This is a genomic window from Viridibacterium curvum (genome assembly GCF_039544165.1).
GTDB lineage: Bacteria > Pseudomonadota > Gammaproteobacteria > Burkholderiales > Rhodocyclaceae > Viridibacterium > Viridibacterium curvum.
Genome location: NZ_BAABLD010000008.1, coordinates 780,944 through 796,939, shown reverse-complemented (window position 1 = coordinate 796,939; position 15,996 = coordinate 780,944). Strand labels below are relative to the sequence as shown.

Below are 15,996 nucleotides of genomic sequence, written 5' to 3'. Positions count from 1 at the left end.
GCCCTTCAGACTCTTCGCGGAGCGCCTCGCAGTCCGCCGCTGTGTCGCCGGAAATGCTGGACGTGCCAGCAAGCCGCGTAGATCAGGATGCCAAGCGCGCTGGTCTTCAGCATCAGCCCAGCCGCCCAGGCCGCGGCAGCCTGTATCGAAGCAGGCGGCAAGCAGGCCAGCAAAGCCGCGTATCCGGCCGCCAGAGGCGCGCAGACGAGTGCCAGGCCCCACAGGGTGCGGCGCAGGCTGTCACGGGCCTCCTGCGGGCCGCTACGCGTGTGCCAGCGGCAGGCGTAGGCGCCGACGTAGAGCAGGCCCAGCAAACTGCTCAGATGCTGGAACAGATCGCACCAAGGCAGCGTGAAGCCACTCCAGGTCGCGACCGGTCTGGTCAGCAAAGGGATCCATTGCGCACCGAAACCATTGAAGTGCGTAAAGGCATCCCACACCACATGGCTCGCCGCACCAATCAGCAAGGCTGCCGAGGTGACCAGAAAACTACGTGGTGCTTCCTCACCCAGCACGCAGTACAGGCGCCGTTCCAGCGGCCGTGACAGCAGGGCCAGCAAGGGCGCCTGCAGCACGTAGCGCCACAACAGGCATACGAGCCAGCCCATGGGCAGGCTGAATGCGAACAGGCCGCTGAAGCTGTGACTGAGACTGCGATCAAGGCCGGGTATCAGGAAGCCGAAGTCCGGCGCCATGCTGCCGATGATCAGGGCCGTGATCGGCAGACGCTGGCCGTGGCGCGTGCGGCGCAGGGGCAGCACGGCGGCGATGTGTGAGACGGTGAAGGGCATGTGTTCTCTCTCGGGCGGTGTTCGCCCCGCAGGGTTTGCGGGGCAGGGGCAGGGGCGGAGGGCGGATCAGTCTTCAGCAGGAAGAACGTCAGGGACTGCGCGTTCCGCCAGCAGTGCATGCCAATCCACCTTGCGCGTGCCGAGCATCACTGCGGCAAGCAGGCCGAACAGCAGCAGGGAGCCCATCAGCAGCGCGTTCTGCTCCGAGATCAGGATCATGTACAGCGCGCCATAGAGCGCCGCGAGACCCGCGCCGAAGCCTGCTGCGAGCCACACACTGCGCAGCAGCGGCATGGCGTAGATGCTGATCAGCAACACGCAGGCCGTGCTGGCGGCCGCATAGGCCAGGGCGAAGCCGAGGCGTTCAGAGAGGCCCAGCAGCAGCAGGAAGAAGATCAGCAGCGCCGCACCGACCAGCAGGTAGTGCAGGGCGTGCAGGCGCAGGCTGCGCAACAGCTCGAAGAGCAGGAAGCCGCCCAGCGTGATGGCCACGAACAGGCTGGCGTACTTGCTGGCGCGGTCGGCGAGCACGTAGATGTCGACCGGGTCGATGAGTGACACCGAGAAGGCATCGGGCGTCTCGTTGAGGTTTTTCCAGGTGCTGCGCGCCGTGGTGGCCAGCGCCGATACGCGCCAGTTGGCACTGAAGCCGCGCTCGCTGATCTGCTTGTCGACCGGCAGGAAGCGGCCACCGAACGAGGGATGCGGCCAGGGCGAGCTGATGCGTGCGGTGCTCTCGCGGCCCAGCGGCACGAGCTGCAGCGAGTCAGTGCCGACGAGGTCGATGTTCATTTCAAAACGCAGCTTGCGACCGAACAAAGCCGCGCTGTTTTCGATGAGTGCCTGCGCGCCCTGCCGCTGGCGGCCTTCGCCCGTGCCTGCTTCAACCGCGTACGGCGTGCCGTCCAGCTTCATCTCCAGCCGCCGCAGACCGCGCGGGTCGCTGATGCCGACTACCAGCCGCGCTGTGCCCAGCTTGATCTGTGAGTCCGTCTTGTTGCGCGTGAGCTTGTCGAGCGGCGGAACGTCGAAGTCGCCATTCATGGCGGCGCCCAACACATAGCCATTGACACGGAACAGGCCGCGGTAGCGTGGGTCGGTGACCATGTCGCCCTTGAAGTCGGTGCGCTCCGGCAATACTTCCAGCTGGTGATCAACGCGCCGTGTCACCGTGCGCAAATTACGTGTCACCGGGTCAGTTTCGACGTCCTGATACTGCTCGACATACGGAATCACCAGACTGGCGCCCGCGATGCGTTGCGCATCGGCCATGCTCTCGGTGACCGATTCGCGCGCCTGCTGGCGGTTGAACAATCGATCCCGCACCACCGAATTCAGCATCATTCCCGCGATCATCAGCAACACGCCGACGACACCCACCACCAGCAACTTCGTTACAAAGCCCTTCATGTTTTCCCCCGTTGTTGAATACGACGGGGACAGCTTGCAGCGCGGGTGTGAGGCAGAAATGAGGGGGCGGTGAGTGCTGTGTGAAGTGACGATGAAGTTGTGATCACGAGCGTTCCAGTTGTGCAGCTGGAGAGTTCGCCGCGTCGTTGCGGATGTGGCCGTTGAAGCGCACGACCGTCACGGCTTGTGGCGACTTGCGCTGGCGTGCCAGGGCGTACTCGCGCTCGGCGAGTGACTTGCCGAGGAAGCGTTCCAGAGTCGGCCGGATGCGCAGATGGCGGGTGCGGAAGAAGAACTCGAAAACCTCGTGGCACCACACGCGGCGACCAATGCGTGTGTACCAGCGCATGGCGTGGCGGAAGTCGGCATCCGGGTGCAGCAGCACGCGCGCAATCGCCTTGGGCCGCATCTGCATGGCGACCTCGATGCACTTGAACCACAGGAAGACCCGCCAGGGCGGGACCTTCACGCTCTCCAGTACCTGATGCTTGTAGTCCCAGCGTCGCGTGTCGGCCTGGATGATCTTCTTGTCCTGCACGGTGGCGTAGTAAGGTGTCCAGCGGTGCGGCGTGGCATAGAGCAGCTGCACCTGATCCGGGTCATAGCGCAGCAGGTGCCGGTACGAGCGCCAGTAGTCGCGGTCTGTCTGTTCCTTGAAGTCCACAACGTACGTGGCCATCGAGATGATGCCGTGCTGGCGCATCAGAGCGATGGCTTTGGCGTCCTCGCTGGTGTGTGAGCCCTTATTCACCGTGCGCAGGATGTCTTCGTCATAGCTCTCGATGCCCAGCAGGAAGCGGATGACACCGGCGCGGCGGTAGAGGTGCAGGATGTCGGCGTCGCGCACAATGTCGCTGGCGCGCGTCGAACCGACGAGCAGCAGGGGTACGTCTTCGGCGATCAGGGCCTCGAGGAATGCCCGCCAGGCTTTGCGCGAGCCAGTTGGCAACTCGTCGGCAAAGTTGATCAGCTCGACACCCTGCTCGCGGTGCAGCTGCGCCAGTTCTTTCGCAAAGCGCACCGGGTCGCGGTGTCGCCAGGTTGTCCAGAATCCACGCTGCCCGCAGTAGCTGCACAGGTAGGGGCAACCACGCGAGAACTGCGCCACCACGGCACGCTTGCCGCCCCAGTACGAATAGCGTTTGTGATCAATCAGTTCCCAGCCAACGCGGAATCTGTCGAGATCCATGATCATCGTGGCCGCTGCGCTTGCCACCGGCACGCCATCCTGCCGGTAGGCAATGCCTGCGATGTCGGCCAGCGCCGTACCGTTGCACAACGCGCGCATCAGCCGCGTAGCGGTCTCTTCGCCCTCGCCGCGCACGATGAAATCGATTGCCGGGCAGGTCGCGAGGATTTCGTCCCAGTGATAGGTGGGATGAACGCCACCATAGACGATGATGAGCTCAGGGTTCGCTGCCTTGAGCAGATCGCACAACACGACCACGGTGTCGTGCACCGAGCTGGAGCCGGAGTGACCGAGCATGACCACGTCGGCCGCTGCAGCCTGCACGACTTCAACGATGGCGGGCAGGGCGAGGTCGGCCAGATCCGCGTCGACCAGCGATACGGCAAAGCCGGCGTCCAGCAAGGGGCCGCCTATGCTCAGCAGCCCAAGTGGTGGCAAGTGCTCGCGTGGAATGCGGCTGCCGATGGCGGTGTGCGGTGGATTGACGAGAACAATCTTCATGCAAGGCTCCGGTGTTTGATCCGGGACCGAGCATGCGGGCGCTGAGTGAGGCGCAAATGAGCGCCCGGTGTGTTGTGTGAAGCCAGCGTGAAGTGCGCCTTACCTCCTTATCCCCCTTCCCAGCCGGGCAGGGGGCGGCCCGCGGGGCCGGGAGGGCAGCTGTTCAGCGCTTCAGCGACAGCGTCGCCATCACGCCCCCGCTTGCTGCATTGTCCAGCCGCACCTCACCACCATGCAGGGCCGCAATCTCCTGCACGATGGCCAGGCCGAGGCCCGAGCCCTTGCTACCGTCGGGCCTGGGCAGGCCGTAGAAGCGCTCGCACAGGCGAGGCAGGGCGTAGTCGGGGATGGCCGCGCCTTCGTTGTGCAGGGTGAGCATGGCGAAGCCATCCACTTCTGACAATTTGACGGCTATTTCGCTAGCATTCGGCGCATGATCGAGCGCGTTGTCGACAAGATTGCCGATCGCGAGTGCCAGCCGGTCACGTTCTCCGCGCAGCTTGCAGGGCTGTATTTCGCTGCAGAAGTGGATGTTGGCGGCGTCGGCGCGCCCGCGTCTTGTTTCCAGAACTTCGGCGATCAGGACGTCAAATTGCAGCGTTTCGGCATGATCCAGCGACTGTCGTGCTTCCAGCTGCGAGAGCGCCAGCATGCGTTCGATGCTCTGCTGCATGCGCGCACCCTGCTCCAGCACGTGGCTGGCGAAGCGCGCGCGTTCGGCTGTCGGCAGATCCGGCTCGGCGAGAATCTCGCCAGCCCCGCGCAACGCAGCCAGCGGGCTCTTCAGCTCGTGCGTCAACGCCTGCACGTAACGTTCGACGTACTGCTTGCCGTCCAGCTCGGCGCGCATCGCGTCCATGGCCAGCGCCAGCTCGCTCAATTGTTTGCCGCCACCCGTGGGTGGGGGCACCCGCTTGCCGGCTGCCACGTCGCGCGCATAGGCGCGCAGCCGGCCAATCGAGCCCATCAGCCACAGCGTCACCGCGAGACCGATAAGGGCCGAGCCGCCCAGCAGCCAGGCGCCTTCGCGCACGATCGCCTGCTCGCTCCTCGTGATGATGGGTTCCACGCTGGCGATGGGCTTGGCGACGGTCAGCACGCCGATGATGCGGCCCTGGTCGGTGATGGGTGCCGCGACGTGAAAGACGTTGCTGCGGTCGTCCTTGGGGTCGGTGCGCGTTGAGCGCGCGCCATATTCGCCAAGCAGCGTCTTGTAGACGTCGTTCCAGCGCGAGTGGTCCAGGCCCACAGCGACCTTGTCGGTATCCAGCAGCACGATGCCCTTGTCGTCGGTCACCAGCACGCGGAAGTCGAGTGTCTGCTTGCGGAAATGCCACACCGGCGCGTCGATCTCGCGATGGCGGTATTCATCGAGCTGTTGTGCAAAGCGTCCGTTGGCAATGCGGCCAGCCTTCATGTCGTCGGCCGCCATCACGGCCAGCATGTTGGCCGCGTCGATCATGGTTTCTTCAATCGTCTCGCGCACGCCGGGCCGCACTTCATTGACGAAGATGCGCAGCACGAAGAACGCGGCCAGCCCCAGCACCATAAAGTAGCCGAGCAGCACGCGCAGGGGCAGGTTCATCGCCGAACCCCTTCACGCGTAATGCCGTCATTCCCGCGAAGGCGGGAATCCAGCGACTTTGCAAGCTTGCGATAACGACACTGGATTCCCGCCAATGCCCTCTCCCCCAACCCCCGCTCCGCGCCCCACGGTTGGCATGGCATTGCCAACCGGCTGCGCACGCGAGTTGCATGCAACTCGAAACCCCTGCTTCGCCCCGCAAGCAGTGGAGGGGAGCGAACTGCGGCGTTGCCGACTGTAATGTTGGCGGGAATGACGAAACAAAGGACGCTCATGCTTGCAGTGAGTAGCCCAGCCCGCGATGCGTAGCGATCAGATCGGCCTCGGGCGAGGCCGCACGCAGTTTGGCGCGCAGGGTCTTCACGTGCGTATCGACGGTGCGGTCAGTGCTGTCGCGCTCGCTGCCCCAAACCGCATCCAGCAGCTGATCGCGCGAGAACACCTGCGCCGGGTGCTTCATCAGGTGACGCAGCAACAGGTACTCGAAGCGCGTCAGTCCCAGCGCCGTGCCCTGCCAGCTGATGCGCGCGGCGGCCTCGTCGAGCTGCAAGCCGTCGTTTGCAATGGCGGCCGTCGTCGTGCAGGCATTCGCACCCTGGCGCCGCAGAATCACCCGCACCCGCGCCACCACCTCGCGCGGGCTGAAGGGTTTCAGCACGTAATCATCCGCCCCGATCTCGAAACCCAGCACCCGGTCGATCTCCTCGCTGCGCGCGGTGAGGAACATCACCGGCAGCGATTCACTGGCCGCACGAATGCGCCGGCACACCTCGAAGCCCGACAGATCGGGCAGGCCCACATCAAGGATCACAAGCGCTGGCTTTTCAGCCGCCACGGCCTGCAGCCCCGCTTCGCCCGTCGCCACCCACTGCGGCGCGAAACCCTCGCTGCGCAGAGCGTAGCAAAGCGTGTCGGCAATGGCGGGTTCGTCTTCGACGATGAGGATCTGGCTAGTCATGCGGCATCCGGCGGAGTTGCGATCTTACTCCGCCGGATGCTTTGGCTTGACGCGGTGTTGCGAGACTCAGCGATCGTTGCGGATCGGCCCGAACTCCACCGGTACCCACGCGTAGCCCTTGGCATCCTTGCGGATATGGCCGAGCCCCGGGAAGGGCAGGTGGGCGCCCGCGATGCCCCAGCCGGCCTTGGCGGCACGTTTGAAGAGGGCCTTGCGGGTGGCGATGGCGGCTTTCTGATCCACGTCGAATTCCAGCGACACCTCCGGGTGGAGGAACTGCACCGAATGGCTGTGCACGATGTCGCCCAGCACCAGGAGTTGTTGCGACTTGGAGCTTATGAGGTAGGAGTTGTGCCCCGGTGTGTGGCCTGGGGTATGCACGACGCTGACGCCCGGTAGCAGCAATTCACCTGCCTTGTAGCCGCGGAATCTGCCGGCGTCCAGATAGGGTTTTGCGGCCGCCATGGCCATCTGGAAGAAGGGCTTGTTGCCTTCTGGCGCTGCAGCCGCGACTTTGTCGTTGAGCCAGAAGTCGACGTCTTCCTGTCCGGCCCAGACCGTGGCATTCGGGAACGCTGGCTTGCCAGCTTTGTCCAGCACGCCACAGAGGTGGTCGGGATGCAGGTGGGTCAGCAGCACCGTGTCGACGTCTTCGGGCTTATAGCCGGCGGCGCGGATGTTGTCCTGCACCTGCCCCAGTGTTGGCCCGAAGCAGCTTGCCGAGCCGGCGTCGACCAGAACCAGGTTGCTGCCGGTGTTGATGAGATAGGCATTCACTGCGGTCTGAACGCCTTTGTTCGATTGCAGGAACATGCGCGCCAGCAGGCTTTGCACCTGTTCGGCGCGCATACCTTTGAGCAACTTGGTGTCGAGGTCAACGTAGCCGTCGTACAGCGCGGTGACCTCGAAGTCACCGACGGCGAGGCGGTAGTAGCCTGGGACCTGGGTCTTGACGGGCGTGGGTGCGGCATTGACGGCGAGGGCTCCGCAGGCAAACAGCGCTGTAAGCAGCCCGCGACGTACGAGCAGGGAAAGGGAAGGCATGAAATTCTCCGGAATGACAATCGGGTTGTCCCGGCGAGGCGGGATGAGGTTCAGTGTAGAACCGTCCCCCGATGCGAAACGCTCAGAATCGCACGCGAAACGATCAGCCCGCGCTCACGGGCCTCAGGCCGAGCTGACGCGCGAGGGCTCGACGCCGTAGCGCTCGGTAAAGCGCTTGCTGAAACTTGCGGCCGAGGCGTAACCCACACGTTGTGCGACCGACTTTACCGGCAGCCGTGTGCTGATCAGCAGCGTCAGGGCCTGCGCCAGGCGCGCGCTGGCGATGATGTCACGCAGCGAAGTGCCGGCGGCAGCCAGCTGGCGCCTCAGGGTGGCGCCGCTCATGCCAAGCGCGGCTTCCAGGTCTGGCGAACTCCAGTCGCGCGAAGGGTCAGCCAGCACCATGTCGCGGATGCGTTGGGCCAGCGTCGGCGCGGTCGCCGCCAGCAGGCCACCATACCCTAGTGCATGCAGTCGCAGCACCACACCCGTCATCGCGTGGCAGGCCAAAACCTTATCGCCTCGCAATGTGTGGTCGAGCCAGCTGAACAGAGCGTCGCAGAGCGAGTCCAGCGGAACCTGCACCAACGGACCCGGCGCGGGGAACTGCACGTCGGCCAGCAACTGGCGCGCCGAGGCCAGCACATGCGCCTCCAGCCCGATAGCGACGGCTTCGTAGGGCTCGGCCGGCGATTCGGGGATGTTCTCCATATCCACATGCCGCGCACCAGGCACCAGCAGGCCTTCGCCGGGCACCACCTGCACCCAGTTCTCGTGCTCGCGAACACGCTTGGTGCCGCGCAAGGGCAGGATGAGGGTCGGCCGATCAATCTCGACTGATTTGATCTGATGTGCATGCACCGAACGCACACAGACGCAGGGCTTGCCGCCATCCTGTTGGCTCAGTTCCAGCAGGCGGCTGAGGAGGAGATCGCGCGGTGGCAGTGCGGCATTCATCAGAAGGGGGCTCCGGCAGGGGTGTAGCCAACCTTAGCACGCGGGATTGACCGAAGCGCTTCTGCAAGCGATTGCGCCTTGCAATCGGTACCGGCGCTCGGAAATGCCAACAAGTTCCTGTTTCATCTAGGATTTCTAGCCCCTCGGCAGTATCATCCGGGCTTCCCGAGCAGAGATGCGGGTGCCCACAAGAGGCACCCGATTGTTGTTGTCATGACTTCCACGATTGCCACTACGTTCCCCGATCACTTCGACGTCATCGTCGTCGGTGGCGGCCACGCCGGTACCGAAGCCGCATTGGCGGCCGCACGCACAGGCGTGAAGACGCTTTTGCTGAGCCACAACATCGAGACGCTCGGCCAGATGAGCTGCAACCCCTCGATCGGCGGCATCGGCAAGGGCCACCTCGTCAAGGAAGTGGACGCGCTCGGCGGCGCGATGGCCGAGGCGACGGACGAAGGCGGCATCCAGTTCCGCACGCTCAACAGCAGCAAGGGCCCGGCCGTTCGCGCGACGCGCGCGCAGGCAGACCGCATCCTCTACAAGGCCGCGATCCGCCGCCGACTCGAGAACCAGCCCAACCTCACCCTGTTCCAGCAAGCCGTCGACGACATCGCGCTCGATGGCGAGCGCGTGTCGGGAGTGGTCACGCAGACCGGCATCCTGTTCCGTGGCAAGACCGTCGTGCTCACAGCCGGCACCTTCCTCAACGGCCTCGTGCACATCGGCCTGCAGAATCACTCGGCCGGCCGCGCGGGTGATCCGCCGGCTATCACGCTGTCGCACCGCCTGCGTGAAATGCAGCTGCCGGTCGGCCGCCTGAAGACCGGCACACCGCCTCGCATCGACGGCAAGACCATCGACTTTTCGGTGATGCAGGAACAGCCCGGCGACGATCCCGAGCCGGTGTTTTCATTTCTCGGCTCGCGCGCCCAGCACCCCAAACAATTGCCCTGCTGGATCACGCACACCAACACGCGCACGCACGACATCATCCGCGCCAACCTCGACCGCTCGCCCATGTACTGCGGCGTCATCGAAGGCGTCGGCCCGCGCTACTGTCCGTCGATCGAAGACAAGATCCACCGCTTCGCCGACAAGGACAGCCACAACATCTTCCTCGAACCGGAAGGGCTGACGACGCACGAGTTCTACCCGAACGGCATCTCGACATCGCTGCCCTTCGACGTGCAGCTCGACATCGTGCATTCCATCCGTGGCCTGGAGAATGCTCACATATTGAGACCCGGCTACGCCATCGAGTACGACTACTTCGACCCGCGTAACCTCAAGTCCTCGCTGGAAACCAAGAGCATTGCCGGCCTCTTCTTCGCCGGCCAGATCAACGGCACGACGGGTTACGAAGAGGCCGCCGCACAAGGCCTGCTCGCCGGCGCCAACGCGGCCTTGCAGGCGCAGGGCAAGGAGCCGTGGTGCCCGCGTCGTGACGAGGCTTACCTCGGCGTGCTCGTTGACGACCTCATCACGCGTGGCGTTTCCGAGCCCTACCGCATGTTCACCTCGCGCGCCGAATTCCGCCTGCAGCTGCGCGAAGACAATGCCGACCTGCGCCTCACCGAACATGGCCGCCGCCTGGGTCTCGTCGACGACCGCCGCTGGGACGCCTTCTGCCGCAAGCGCGACGCCATCGAAGCCGAAGTCGCGCGCCTCAAGACGATATGGGCGCGCCCGCAGCACCTCACCGCTGACGAGATGAACGCCACCTTCGGCCAGGCGCTCGAACGCGAGTACAACTATTTCAACCTGCTGCGTCGCCCCAACGTGAGCTACGCACAGCTGATGGCCTTGTCCGGTGCGCCGACTGATCCGCTGACCGAAGCCGACGTCATCGAGCAGGTCGAGATCTCGTCGAAGTACCAGGGCTACATCGACCGCCAGCAGGACGAAGTCGCCCGCGCGGCGACGCAGGAAAACACCCGCTTGCCCGCCGACATGGACTACACCGGCATCCCCGGGTTGTCCCGCGAACTGCAAGGCAAGCTCAACCAGCAGAAGCCCGAAACCATCGGCCAGGCCTCGCGCATCCAAGGCATGACGCCGGCGGCGATTGGCATCCTGCTGGTGTGGCTCAAGCGGGGTGAGTTGCTCGTCAAAGCGTCCGACCATGCCGCATGAGCACGTTCGATTTCCGCCCTTGGCTTGAGGGTGCGCAACTCAGTTTGCGTCCGATAAGCGAGGACGATTTCGAGCAGCTCTACGCGGCTGCCGCTGACCCACTGATCTGGGCGCAACACCCGGATCCGCAGCGTCATCGTCGCGAAATCTTTCTGGCGAATTTTTTCGCGGGTGCCATTTCCTCTCCGGGCGCCTTGATCGTCATTGACAAGCTCGGAGGCGGCATCATCGGCTCTTCACGCTATTACGACTGGAACCCGGATCGACGCGAAGTTGCCATCGGTTACACCTTTCTCGCTCGCAGCCACTGGGGCGGAGCAGCCAATTCCGAGATGAAGCGTCTCATGCTCGACCATGCTTTTGGGCATGTGGATACCGTATGGCTTCACATCGGCAGCAGCAATCTGCGCTCGCGTCGCGCGGCAGAGAAGATCGGTGCCCGCTTCAGCCATGAAGAAGTGCGCACTCTGGCGGGGCTTTCCGTTCCTTACGCTTTCTACCGACTCGACAAACCGCGCGCCTGAAAGCCCTTTCTGGAATCCTCATGGAAATCAAAGTCAATTTTCTCGACAAGCTTCGCCAGGAAGCGAAGTTCGACGACTTCACGGTCATTGCCGACCAGCCCATCCGCTACAAGGGCGACGGCTCGGCGCCGGGGCCGTTCGATTACTTCCTCGCCTCCTCCGCCTTGTGCGCGGCCTACTTCGTGAAGGCGTATTGCGACACGCGCGGCATTCCGACCGAGCACATGCGCCTGTCGCACAACAACATCGTCGATCCGGAGAACCGCTACAAGCAGACCTTCAAGATCCAGATCGAGCTGCCGCCGGATATCTCGGAGAAAGACCGCGTGGGCATCCTGCGGTCCATCGACCGTTGCACGGTGAAGCGTGTGGTGCAGAACATGCCCGACTTCATCATCGAGGAAGTCGAGAATCTCGATGCCGACGCGCAGGCCTTGCTGTTGCCGAGTGCCGAGGGCACGAGCACGCGCATCGCGGGCAAGGATCTGCCGCTCGAAGAGACGATCGCCAACATGTCGGCCCTGCTGGCGAATCTGGGCATCAAAGTCGAGATCGCGTCCTGGCGCAACATCGTGCCCAACGTGTGGTCGCTGCACATCCGCGATGCGCATTCGCCGATGTGCTTCACGAATGGCAAGGGCGCCACCAAGGAAAGCGCGCTGGCGTCCGCCCTGGGCGAATACATCGAGCGCACAAGCTGCAACCACTTCTACAACGACCAGTACTGGGGCGAAGAGTTTGCCAATGCGCCCTTCGTGCATTACCCCGAGGAGCGCTGGTTCAAGCCGGGCAAGAAGGATGCGCTGCCCAAGGGCTTGCTCGATGAATACTGTCTCGCGATCTACAACGCCGATGGCGAGTTGCGTGGCTCGCATCTGTACGACACCAACTCCGGCAACGTCGAGCGGGGCATCTGCGCGCTGCCCTATGTGCGGCAAAGTGACGGCGAGGTGGTGTACTTCCCCGCCAACCTGATCGACAACCTCTTCCTCAGCAATGGCATGAGCGCGGGCAACACGCTGGCCGAGGCGCAGGTGCAGTGCCTGTCGGAAATTTTCGAGCGCGCGGTGAAGCGCGAAATCCTCGAAGGCGAAATCGCGCTGCCCGATGTGCCGCAGGACGTGCTGGCGAAGTACCCCGGCATCGTGGCCGGCATCAAGGGGCTGGAGGAACAGGGCTTTCCGGTGCTGGTGAAGGATGCCTCACTGGGCGGGGAGTACCCGGTGATGTGCGTCACCCTGATGAACCCGCGCACGGGTGGGGTGTTCGCGTCATTCGGTGCGCACCCCAGTTTCGAGGTGGCGCTGGAACGCAGCCTCACCGAGCTGCTGCAGGGGCGCAGTTTCGAGGGTTTGAACGATCTGCCTCCGCCCACCTTCGAGAGCAATGCGGTGACCGAGCCCAACAACTTCGTCGAGCATTTCATCGATTCCAGCGGCGTGGTGTCCTGGCGCTTCTTCAGCGCAAAGCACGACTACGAATTCGTCGAGTGGGACTTCACCGACGCGGGCAAGGCCTCGAACGAGGACATGGCGGCGACGCTGTTCGGCATCTGTGAGGCGATGGACAAGGAGGTCTACATGGCGGTGTACGACCACTTGGGCGCCCAGGCTTGCCGCATCCTCGTGCCCGGCTATTCCGAGGTGTATCCGGTCGAAGACCTGATCTGGGACAACACCAACAAGGCGCTCGCCTTCCGCGAAGACATCCTCAACCTGCATCGCCTCGATGACGACGCACTCGAAGCCCTGCTCGAACGGCTGGAGGAAAGCGAGCTTGATGAGCAGATGGACATCATTACCCTCATCGGCGTGGAGTTCGACGAGAACACCGACTGGGGGCAGCTGACGATTCTTGAACTGAAGCTCTTGATCAATCTCGCTTTGCAGCAGCTCGATGCCGCCAAGGATCTCGTGGAGTCATTCCTGCAATACAACGAGAACACCGTCGAGCGCGGCCTGTTCTACCAGGCCTTGAACGTGGTGCTTGAAGTGCTGCTCGATGACGAGCTGGAGCTCGCCGATTACGAGCCCGCCTTCCGCCGCATGTTTGGCGACGCGCGCATGGATGCCGCCATCGGCTCGGCCAACGGCAGCGTGCGCTTCCATGGCCTCACGCCGACCAGCATGAAGCTCGAGGGGCTGGACCGGCATCAGCGCCTGCTTGACAGCTACCGCAAGCTGCATGCGGCGCGTGCGAAGGCGGTGGGCGCAGGGCGTCAATAGACGAAGCGTATTGCGCCACAAAGTCTTCAAGGGTGAGCTGATGAACCTGGTGTCGTTCAGACCGGAGATGCAGGGCGCGCTGGAGGCATTCCTTCAGATCATGCAGGAGTCCCGCGGTTACAAATTCGACCGCAGCAAACTGCCGCCAGACATTGCCAACGTTAAAACCGCATACAAGGATTGCGGAGGCGACCTTTGGGTTGTGAAGAACGACGACGCGATTGTCGGCAGCATTGCATTGAGAGCCCTCGACCCCGACGCGGGCATCGGAGAGATCAAACGCTACTTCGTACTGCCCTCATACCAGCGGCGGGGAATAGGCGGTGACCTGATGCACCACGCCATCAACGTGGCCAGAGAGAGCGGGTTGCGCAGGGTCAGGTTGGACACGATGAAGAAGTCCGAGGCAGCGCTGATCGTTTTCAGGAAATTTGGCTTCTACGAGATCCCGAAATACAACAACAACAACGTCGCCGAGATCTTCATGGAGAAACTTCTGAGCGCGGCGACAAATTGAGTGCGGAGGCAAGGCTGTCGAAGCAATTCCCCGTGTAGTGGATTCGACAGGAGGCTGGAAGTCGCTTTGCGCTGTCCCTGCTTGCCTGCTCTTTTGGGAAACGTCCGCCGCAAGTGGATTGACGAACGAGCGTGAGTATCGCTCTGATCCGGAGCATTCATCGCCAGGCTTCGACTTCCGGAACACAACCGAGACTCATTACTTACATCAGACTACGGGCTTCCTGCATGCAACGGATACTTCTTCTTCCGCTGATGTTGCTGTCGCAAGCGGCGTTTGCCGATCAACTGCATGTCGTCGTCGGCGTAATGTGTACGCCCACCCAACTTGAAGTGAAGATCGAGCGAGCCTGGAATGAAGATGGAGTGGAGCTTCTTGCCGACTGGTATCCCAAAAGATGGAATACGGAAGAGCTCCGCACGATTACCTCCAGCGATGAAGTGCACTATCGTACTAAACAGCATCGCAAGACCGTGACCTGCAAGCTATCCGGTACTGCCGTGCGCGTTGTCGTGCAGCCGGAGTTTGCGCTGCGGTGGCATCCGGTTGGTTGGTGTGCAACACGAACGGGTGTCAGGGTAAAGGTGTATCGAGGTGGTTCGCTGCTGATTTCCGATGGACACGACGTGTGCTCAGAAATTGGTGATGTACCGATTTCCATTTCAGTATCTGCAAAGGGAGCGCCAGCTGTGGTGCGCATGCCGGCGACAGAGTTCATTGAAGTGCAATGAACATGAGTTTTTCCGAGCGTTCAGGTTTGAGCCAACGGTGTGGGGCTGTCGCGGACCGTCGCATCTTGCCTGCTGCCTGGAGGCCTGCAGCATTCGCCAGCGTGCCTCACCCGCCAACAGGTCGGTGAAAAGCCGCATCCTGTTTGCCGATTCGAGCAGGCCGTCGCCACCGGGCATCGCGCATCGCGGACGATAGCTGGCTCTCCACCCCTAGCAACACCGCAAACACCGCCATGCGTACGGCAATGCCGTTGTCGGTCTGGCGGAAGATGGCGAGGCGCGGGTCGTCGTCGAGGTCGGTCGCGAGGTCGTTGGCGGCCGGGTCGCTGTCGCGCGGCAGGGGGTGCAGGATCACGGCGTCTTTCTGCGCGACGCGGCGGATCACCGCCTTGTCGATGCGGAAGCGCTCCGGGTAGCTCTCCATGATTTCGGTCGTCATGCGTTCGCGCTGGATGCGTGTGGCGTAGATGACGTCAGCGCCCTTGAGGCCGGTGTCCAGCGTGCTGTGCTGTGTCACTTTGTGGCCCGCAGCGCTAGCGGTTTCGATGAGCTCGGCGGGCATGGCCAGCGCACTCGGTGCGACGAGCTTGAAGTGCACGCCCTTGAACACCTGCAGCAGGCGGAACAGCGACTGCACGGCGCGGCCGTGGCGCAGGTCGCCGACCAGGGCGATGCAGCTGCCGTCGATGGATTTGCCGAGGCGGCGGAACTCCTGCTCGATGGTGTAGATGTCGAGCAGAGCCTGCGTGGGGTGTTCGCCCGCGCCATCGCCGCCGTTGATGACGGGCACTTCGATGTCCTGAGCGAAGCGCGCAACCGAGCCGGTGTCCGGATGACGCAGCACGAGGATGTCGAAGTAGCCGGCGACGACGCGTGCCGTGTCGGCGAGTGATTCGCCCTTGGCCATCGACGAGAAGGTGAAGCCCGTGGTGTCGCAGATCGATCCCCCGAGCCGCGCGAAGGCGGCACCGAAGGAGAGCCGCGTGCGCGTGCTGGGTTCGAAGAAAAGGTTGCCGAGTACCGCGCCGTCGAGCACGGGGCAGACCTTGCGTCGCTGGGCGACCGGCTCCAGCAGCTGCGCGATGCGGAACAGGGCTTCGAGCGAGTCGCGGTTGAACTGGCTCACGCTCAGCACGTGAGGCACGCCCTCGCACTTCAGGCTGTCGAGCAGGGTGCCGTCGGCGAGCGCCCCTGATCCCAGCGGCCAGCGTTGCGTGATGAGCTGGCGCACGGCGTCCGGCATCCGGCGCGCCTCCTTCGAACTATCTGGCAGCAGCCAGGTGTCCAGCGCGCGCTTCTTGATGCCCAGCTGGTTGGCGAACTGCTCGCGGGTGAGCTTCGTGGCCTGCAGGTGGCTACGGAGGAAGTCCTGTTGTGATGTACGCATTGCGCATCCTTGTACTGAGCTTACCGGCAGTTTGCCCGAAC

The 15,996-nt window shown here is 63.4% G+C and carries 13 protein-coding genes; 5 read left to right on the top strand and 8 right to left on the bottom strand.

Annotated elements, in window-relative coordinates:
• Nucleotides 1-5 precede the first annotated feature (5 nt).
• From ABEA02_RS11485 to ABEA02_RS11455, 7 genes are all read right to left on the bottom strand, one after another.
• On the bottom strand, nucleotides 6-791 hold the full coding sequence (locus ABEA02_RS11485; RefSeq protein ID WP_345533095.1) for a DUF4184 family protein: 786 nt from the start codon (nucleotides 789-791) through the stop codon (nucleotides 6-8).
• 66 nt (nucleotides 792-857) lie between these two features.
• Nucleotides 858-2,201, bottom strand: coding sequence for a cell envelope integrity protein CreD (gene creD, locus ABEA02_RS11480; protein ID WP_345533093.1), 1,344 nt, complete (start codon nucleotides 2,199-2,201; stop codon nucleotides 858-860).
• A gap of 103 nt (nucleotides 2,202-2,304) precedes the next feature.
• The gene (gene bchE, locus ABEA02_RS11475) at nucleotides 2,305-3,891 is read right to left on the bottom strand and encodes a magnesium-protoporphyrin IX monomethyl ester anaerobic oxidative cyclase (RefSeq protein ID WP_345533092.1); all 1,587 of its coding nucleotides are present in this window, start codon (nucleotides 3,889-3,891) and stop codon (nucleotides 2,305-2,307) included.
• A 163-nt stretch (nucleotides 3,892-4,054) separates the two neighbouring features.
• Nucleotides 4,055-5,476, bottom strand: coding sequence for a two-component system sensor histidine kinase CreC (gene creC, locus ABEA02_RS11470; protein WP_345533091.1), 1,422 nt, complete (start codon nucleotides 5,474-5,476; stop codon nucleotides 4,055-4,057).
• A gap of 271 nt (nucleotides 5,477-5,747) precedes the next feature.
• Nucleotides 5,748-6,434, bottom strand: coding sequence for a two-component system response regulator CreB (creB, locus tag ABEA02_RS11465; protein ID WP_345533090.1), 687 nt, complete (start codon nucleotides 6,432-6,434; stop codon nucleotides 5,748-5,750).
• A gap of 66 nt (nucleotides 6,435-6,500) precedes the next feature.
• Nucleotides 6,501-7,478 (bottom strand): MBL fold metallo-hydrolase, encoded by a 978-nt coding sequence (locus ABEA02_RS11460; protein WP_345533089.1) that lies wholly within the window; start codon nucleotides 7,476-7,478, stop codon nucleotides 6,501-6,503.
• A 123-nt stretch (nucleotides 7,479-7,601) separates the two neighbouring features.
• Nucleotides 7,602-8,435: a helix-turn-helix transcriptional regulator gene (locus ABEA02_RS11455; protein ID WP_345533088.1), complete on the bottom strand. Its 834-nt coding sequence runs from the start codon at nucleotides 8,433-8,435 to the stop codon at nucleotides 7,602-7,604.
• A 213-nt stretch (nucleotides 8,436-8,648) separates the two neighbouring features.
• Here ABEA02_RS11455 and mnmG point away from each other — a divergent pair, with 213 nt between their 5' ends.
• From mnmG to ABEA02_RS11430, 5 genes are all read left to right on the top strand, one after another.
• Entirely contained in the window at nucleotides 8,649-10,571 is a 1,923-nt protein-coding gene (mnmG, locus tag ABEA02_RS11450; protein ID WP_345533087.1) for a tRNA uridine-5-carboxymethylaminomethyl(34) synthesis enzyme MnmG, read from the top strand.
• Nucleotides 10,568-11,095, top strand: coding sequence for a GNAT family N-acetyltransferase (locus tag ABEA02_RS11445; protein WP_345533086.1), 528 nt, complete (start codon nucleotides 10,568-10,570; stop codon nucleotides 11,093-11,095). Before mnmG ends, ABEA02_RS11445 begins: the two co-directional genes overlap by 4 nt.
• Nucleotides 11,096-11,115: 20 nt before the next feature.
• A complete protein-coding gene (locus tag ABEA02_RS11440) occupies nucleotides 11,116-13,320 on the top strand; it encodes an OsmC domain/YcaO domain-containing protein (RefSeq protein ID WP_345533085.1) in 2,205 nt (734 codons plus the stop codon).
• Between the two features lie 10 nt (nucleotides 13,321-13,330).
• On the top strand, nucleotides 13,331-13,837 hold the full coding sequence (locus ABEA02_RS11435; RefSeq protein ID WP_345533084.1) for a GNAT family N-acetyltransferase: 507 nt from the start codon (nucleotides 13,331-13,333) through the stop codon (nucleotides 13,835-13,837).
• Between the two features lie 227 nt (nucleotides 13,838-14,064).
• Entirely contained in the window at nucleotides 14,065-14,568 is a 504-nt protein-coding gene (locus tag ABEA02_RS11430; RefSeq protein WP_345533083.1) for a hypothetical protein, read from the top strand.
• A gap of 106 nt (nucleotides 14,569-14,674) precedes the next feature.
• Here the strand turns inward: ABEA02_RS11430 and ABEA02_RS11425 are convergent, their stop codons facing one another.
• Entirely contained in the window at nucleotides 14,675-15,955 is a 1,281-nt protein-coding gene (locus ABEA02_RS11425; protein ID WP_345533082.1) for an aspartate carbamoyltransferase, read from the bottom strand.
• Nucleotides 15,956-15,996 lie beyond the last annotated feature (41 nt).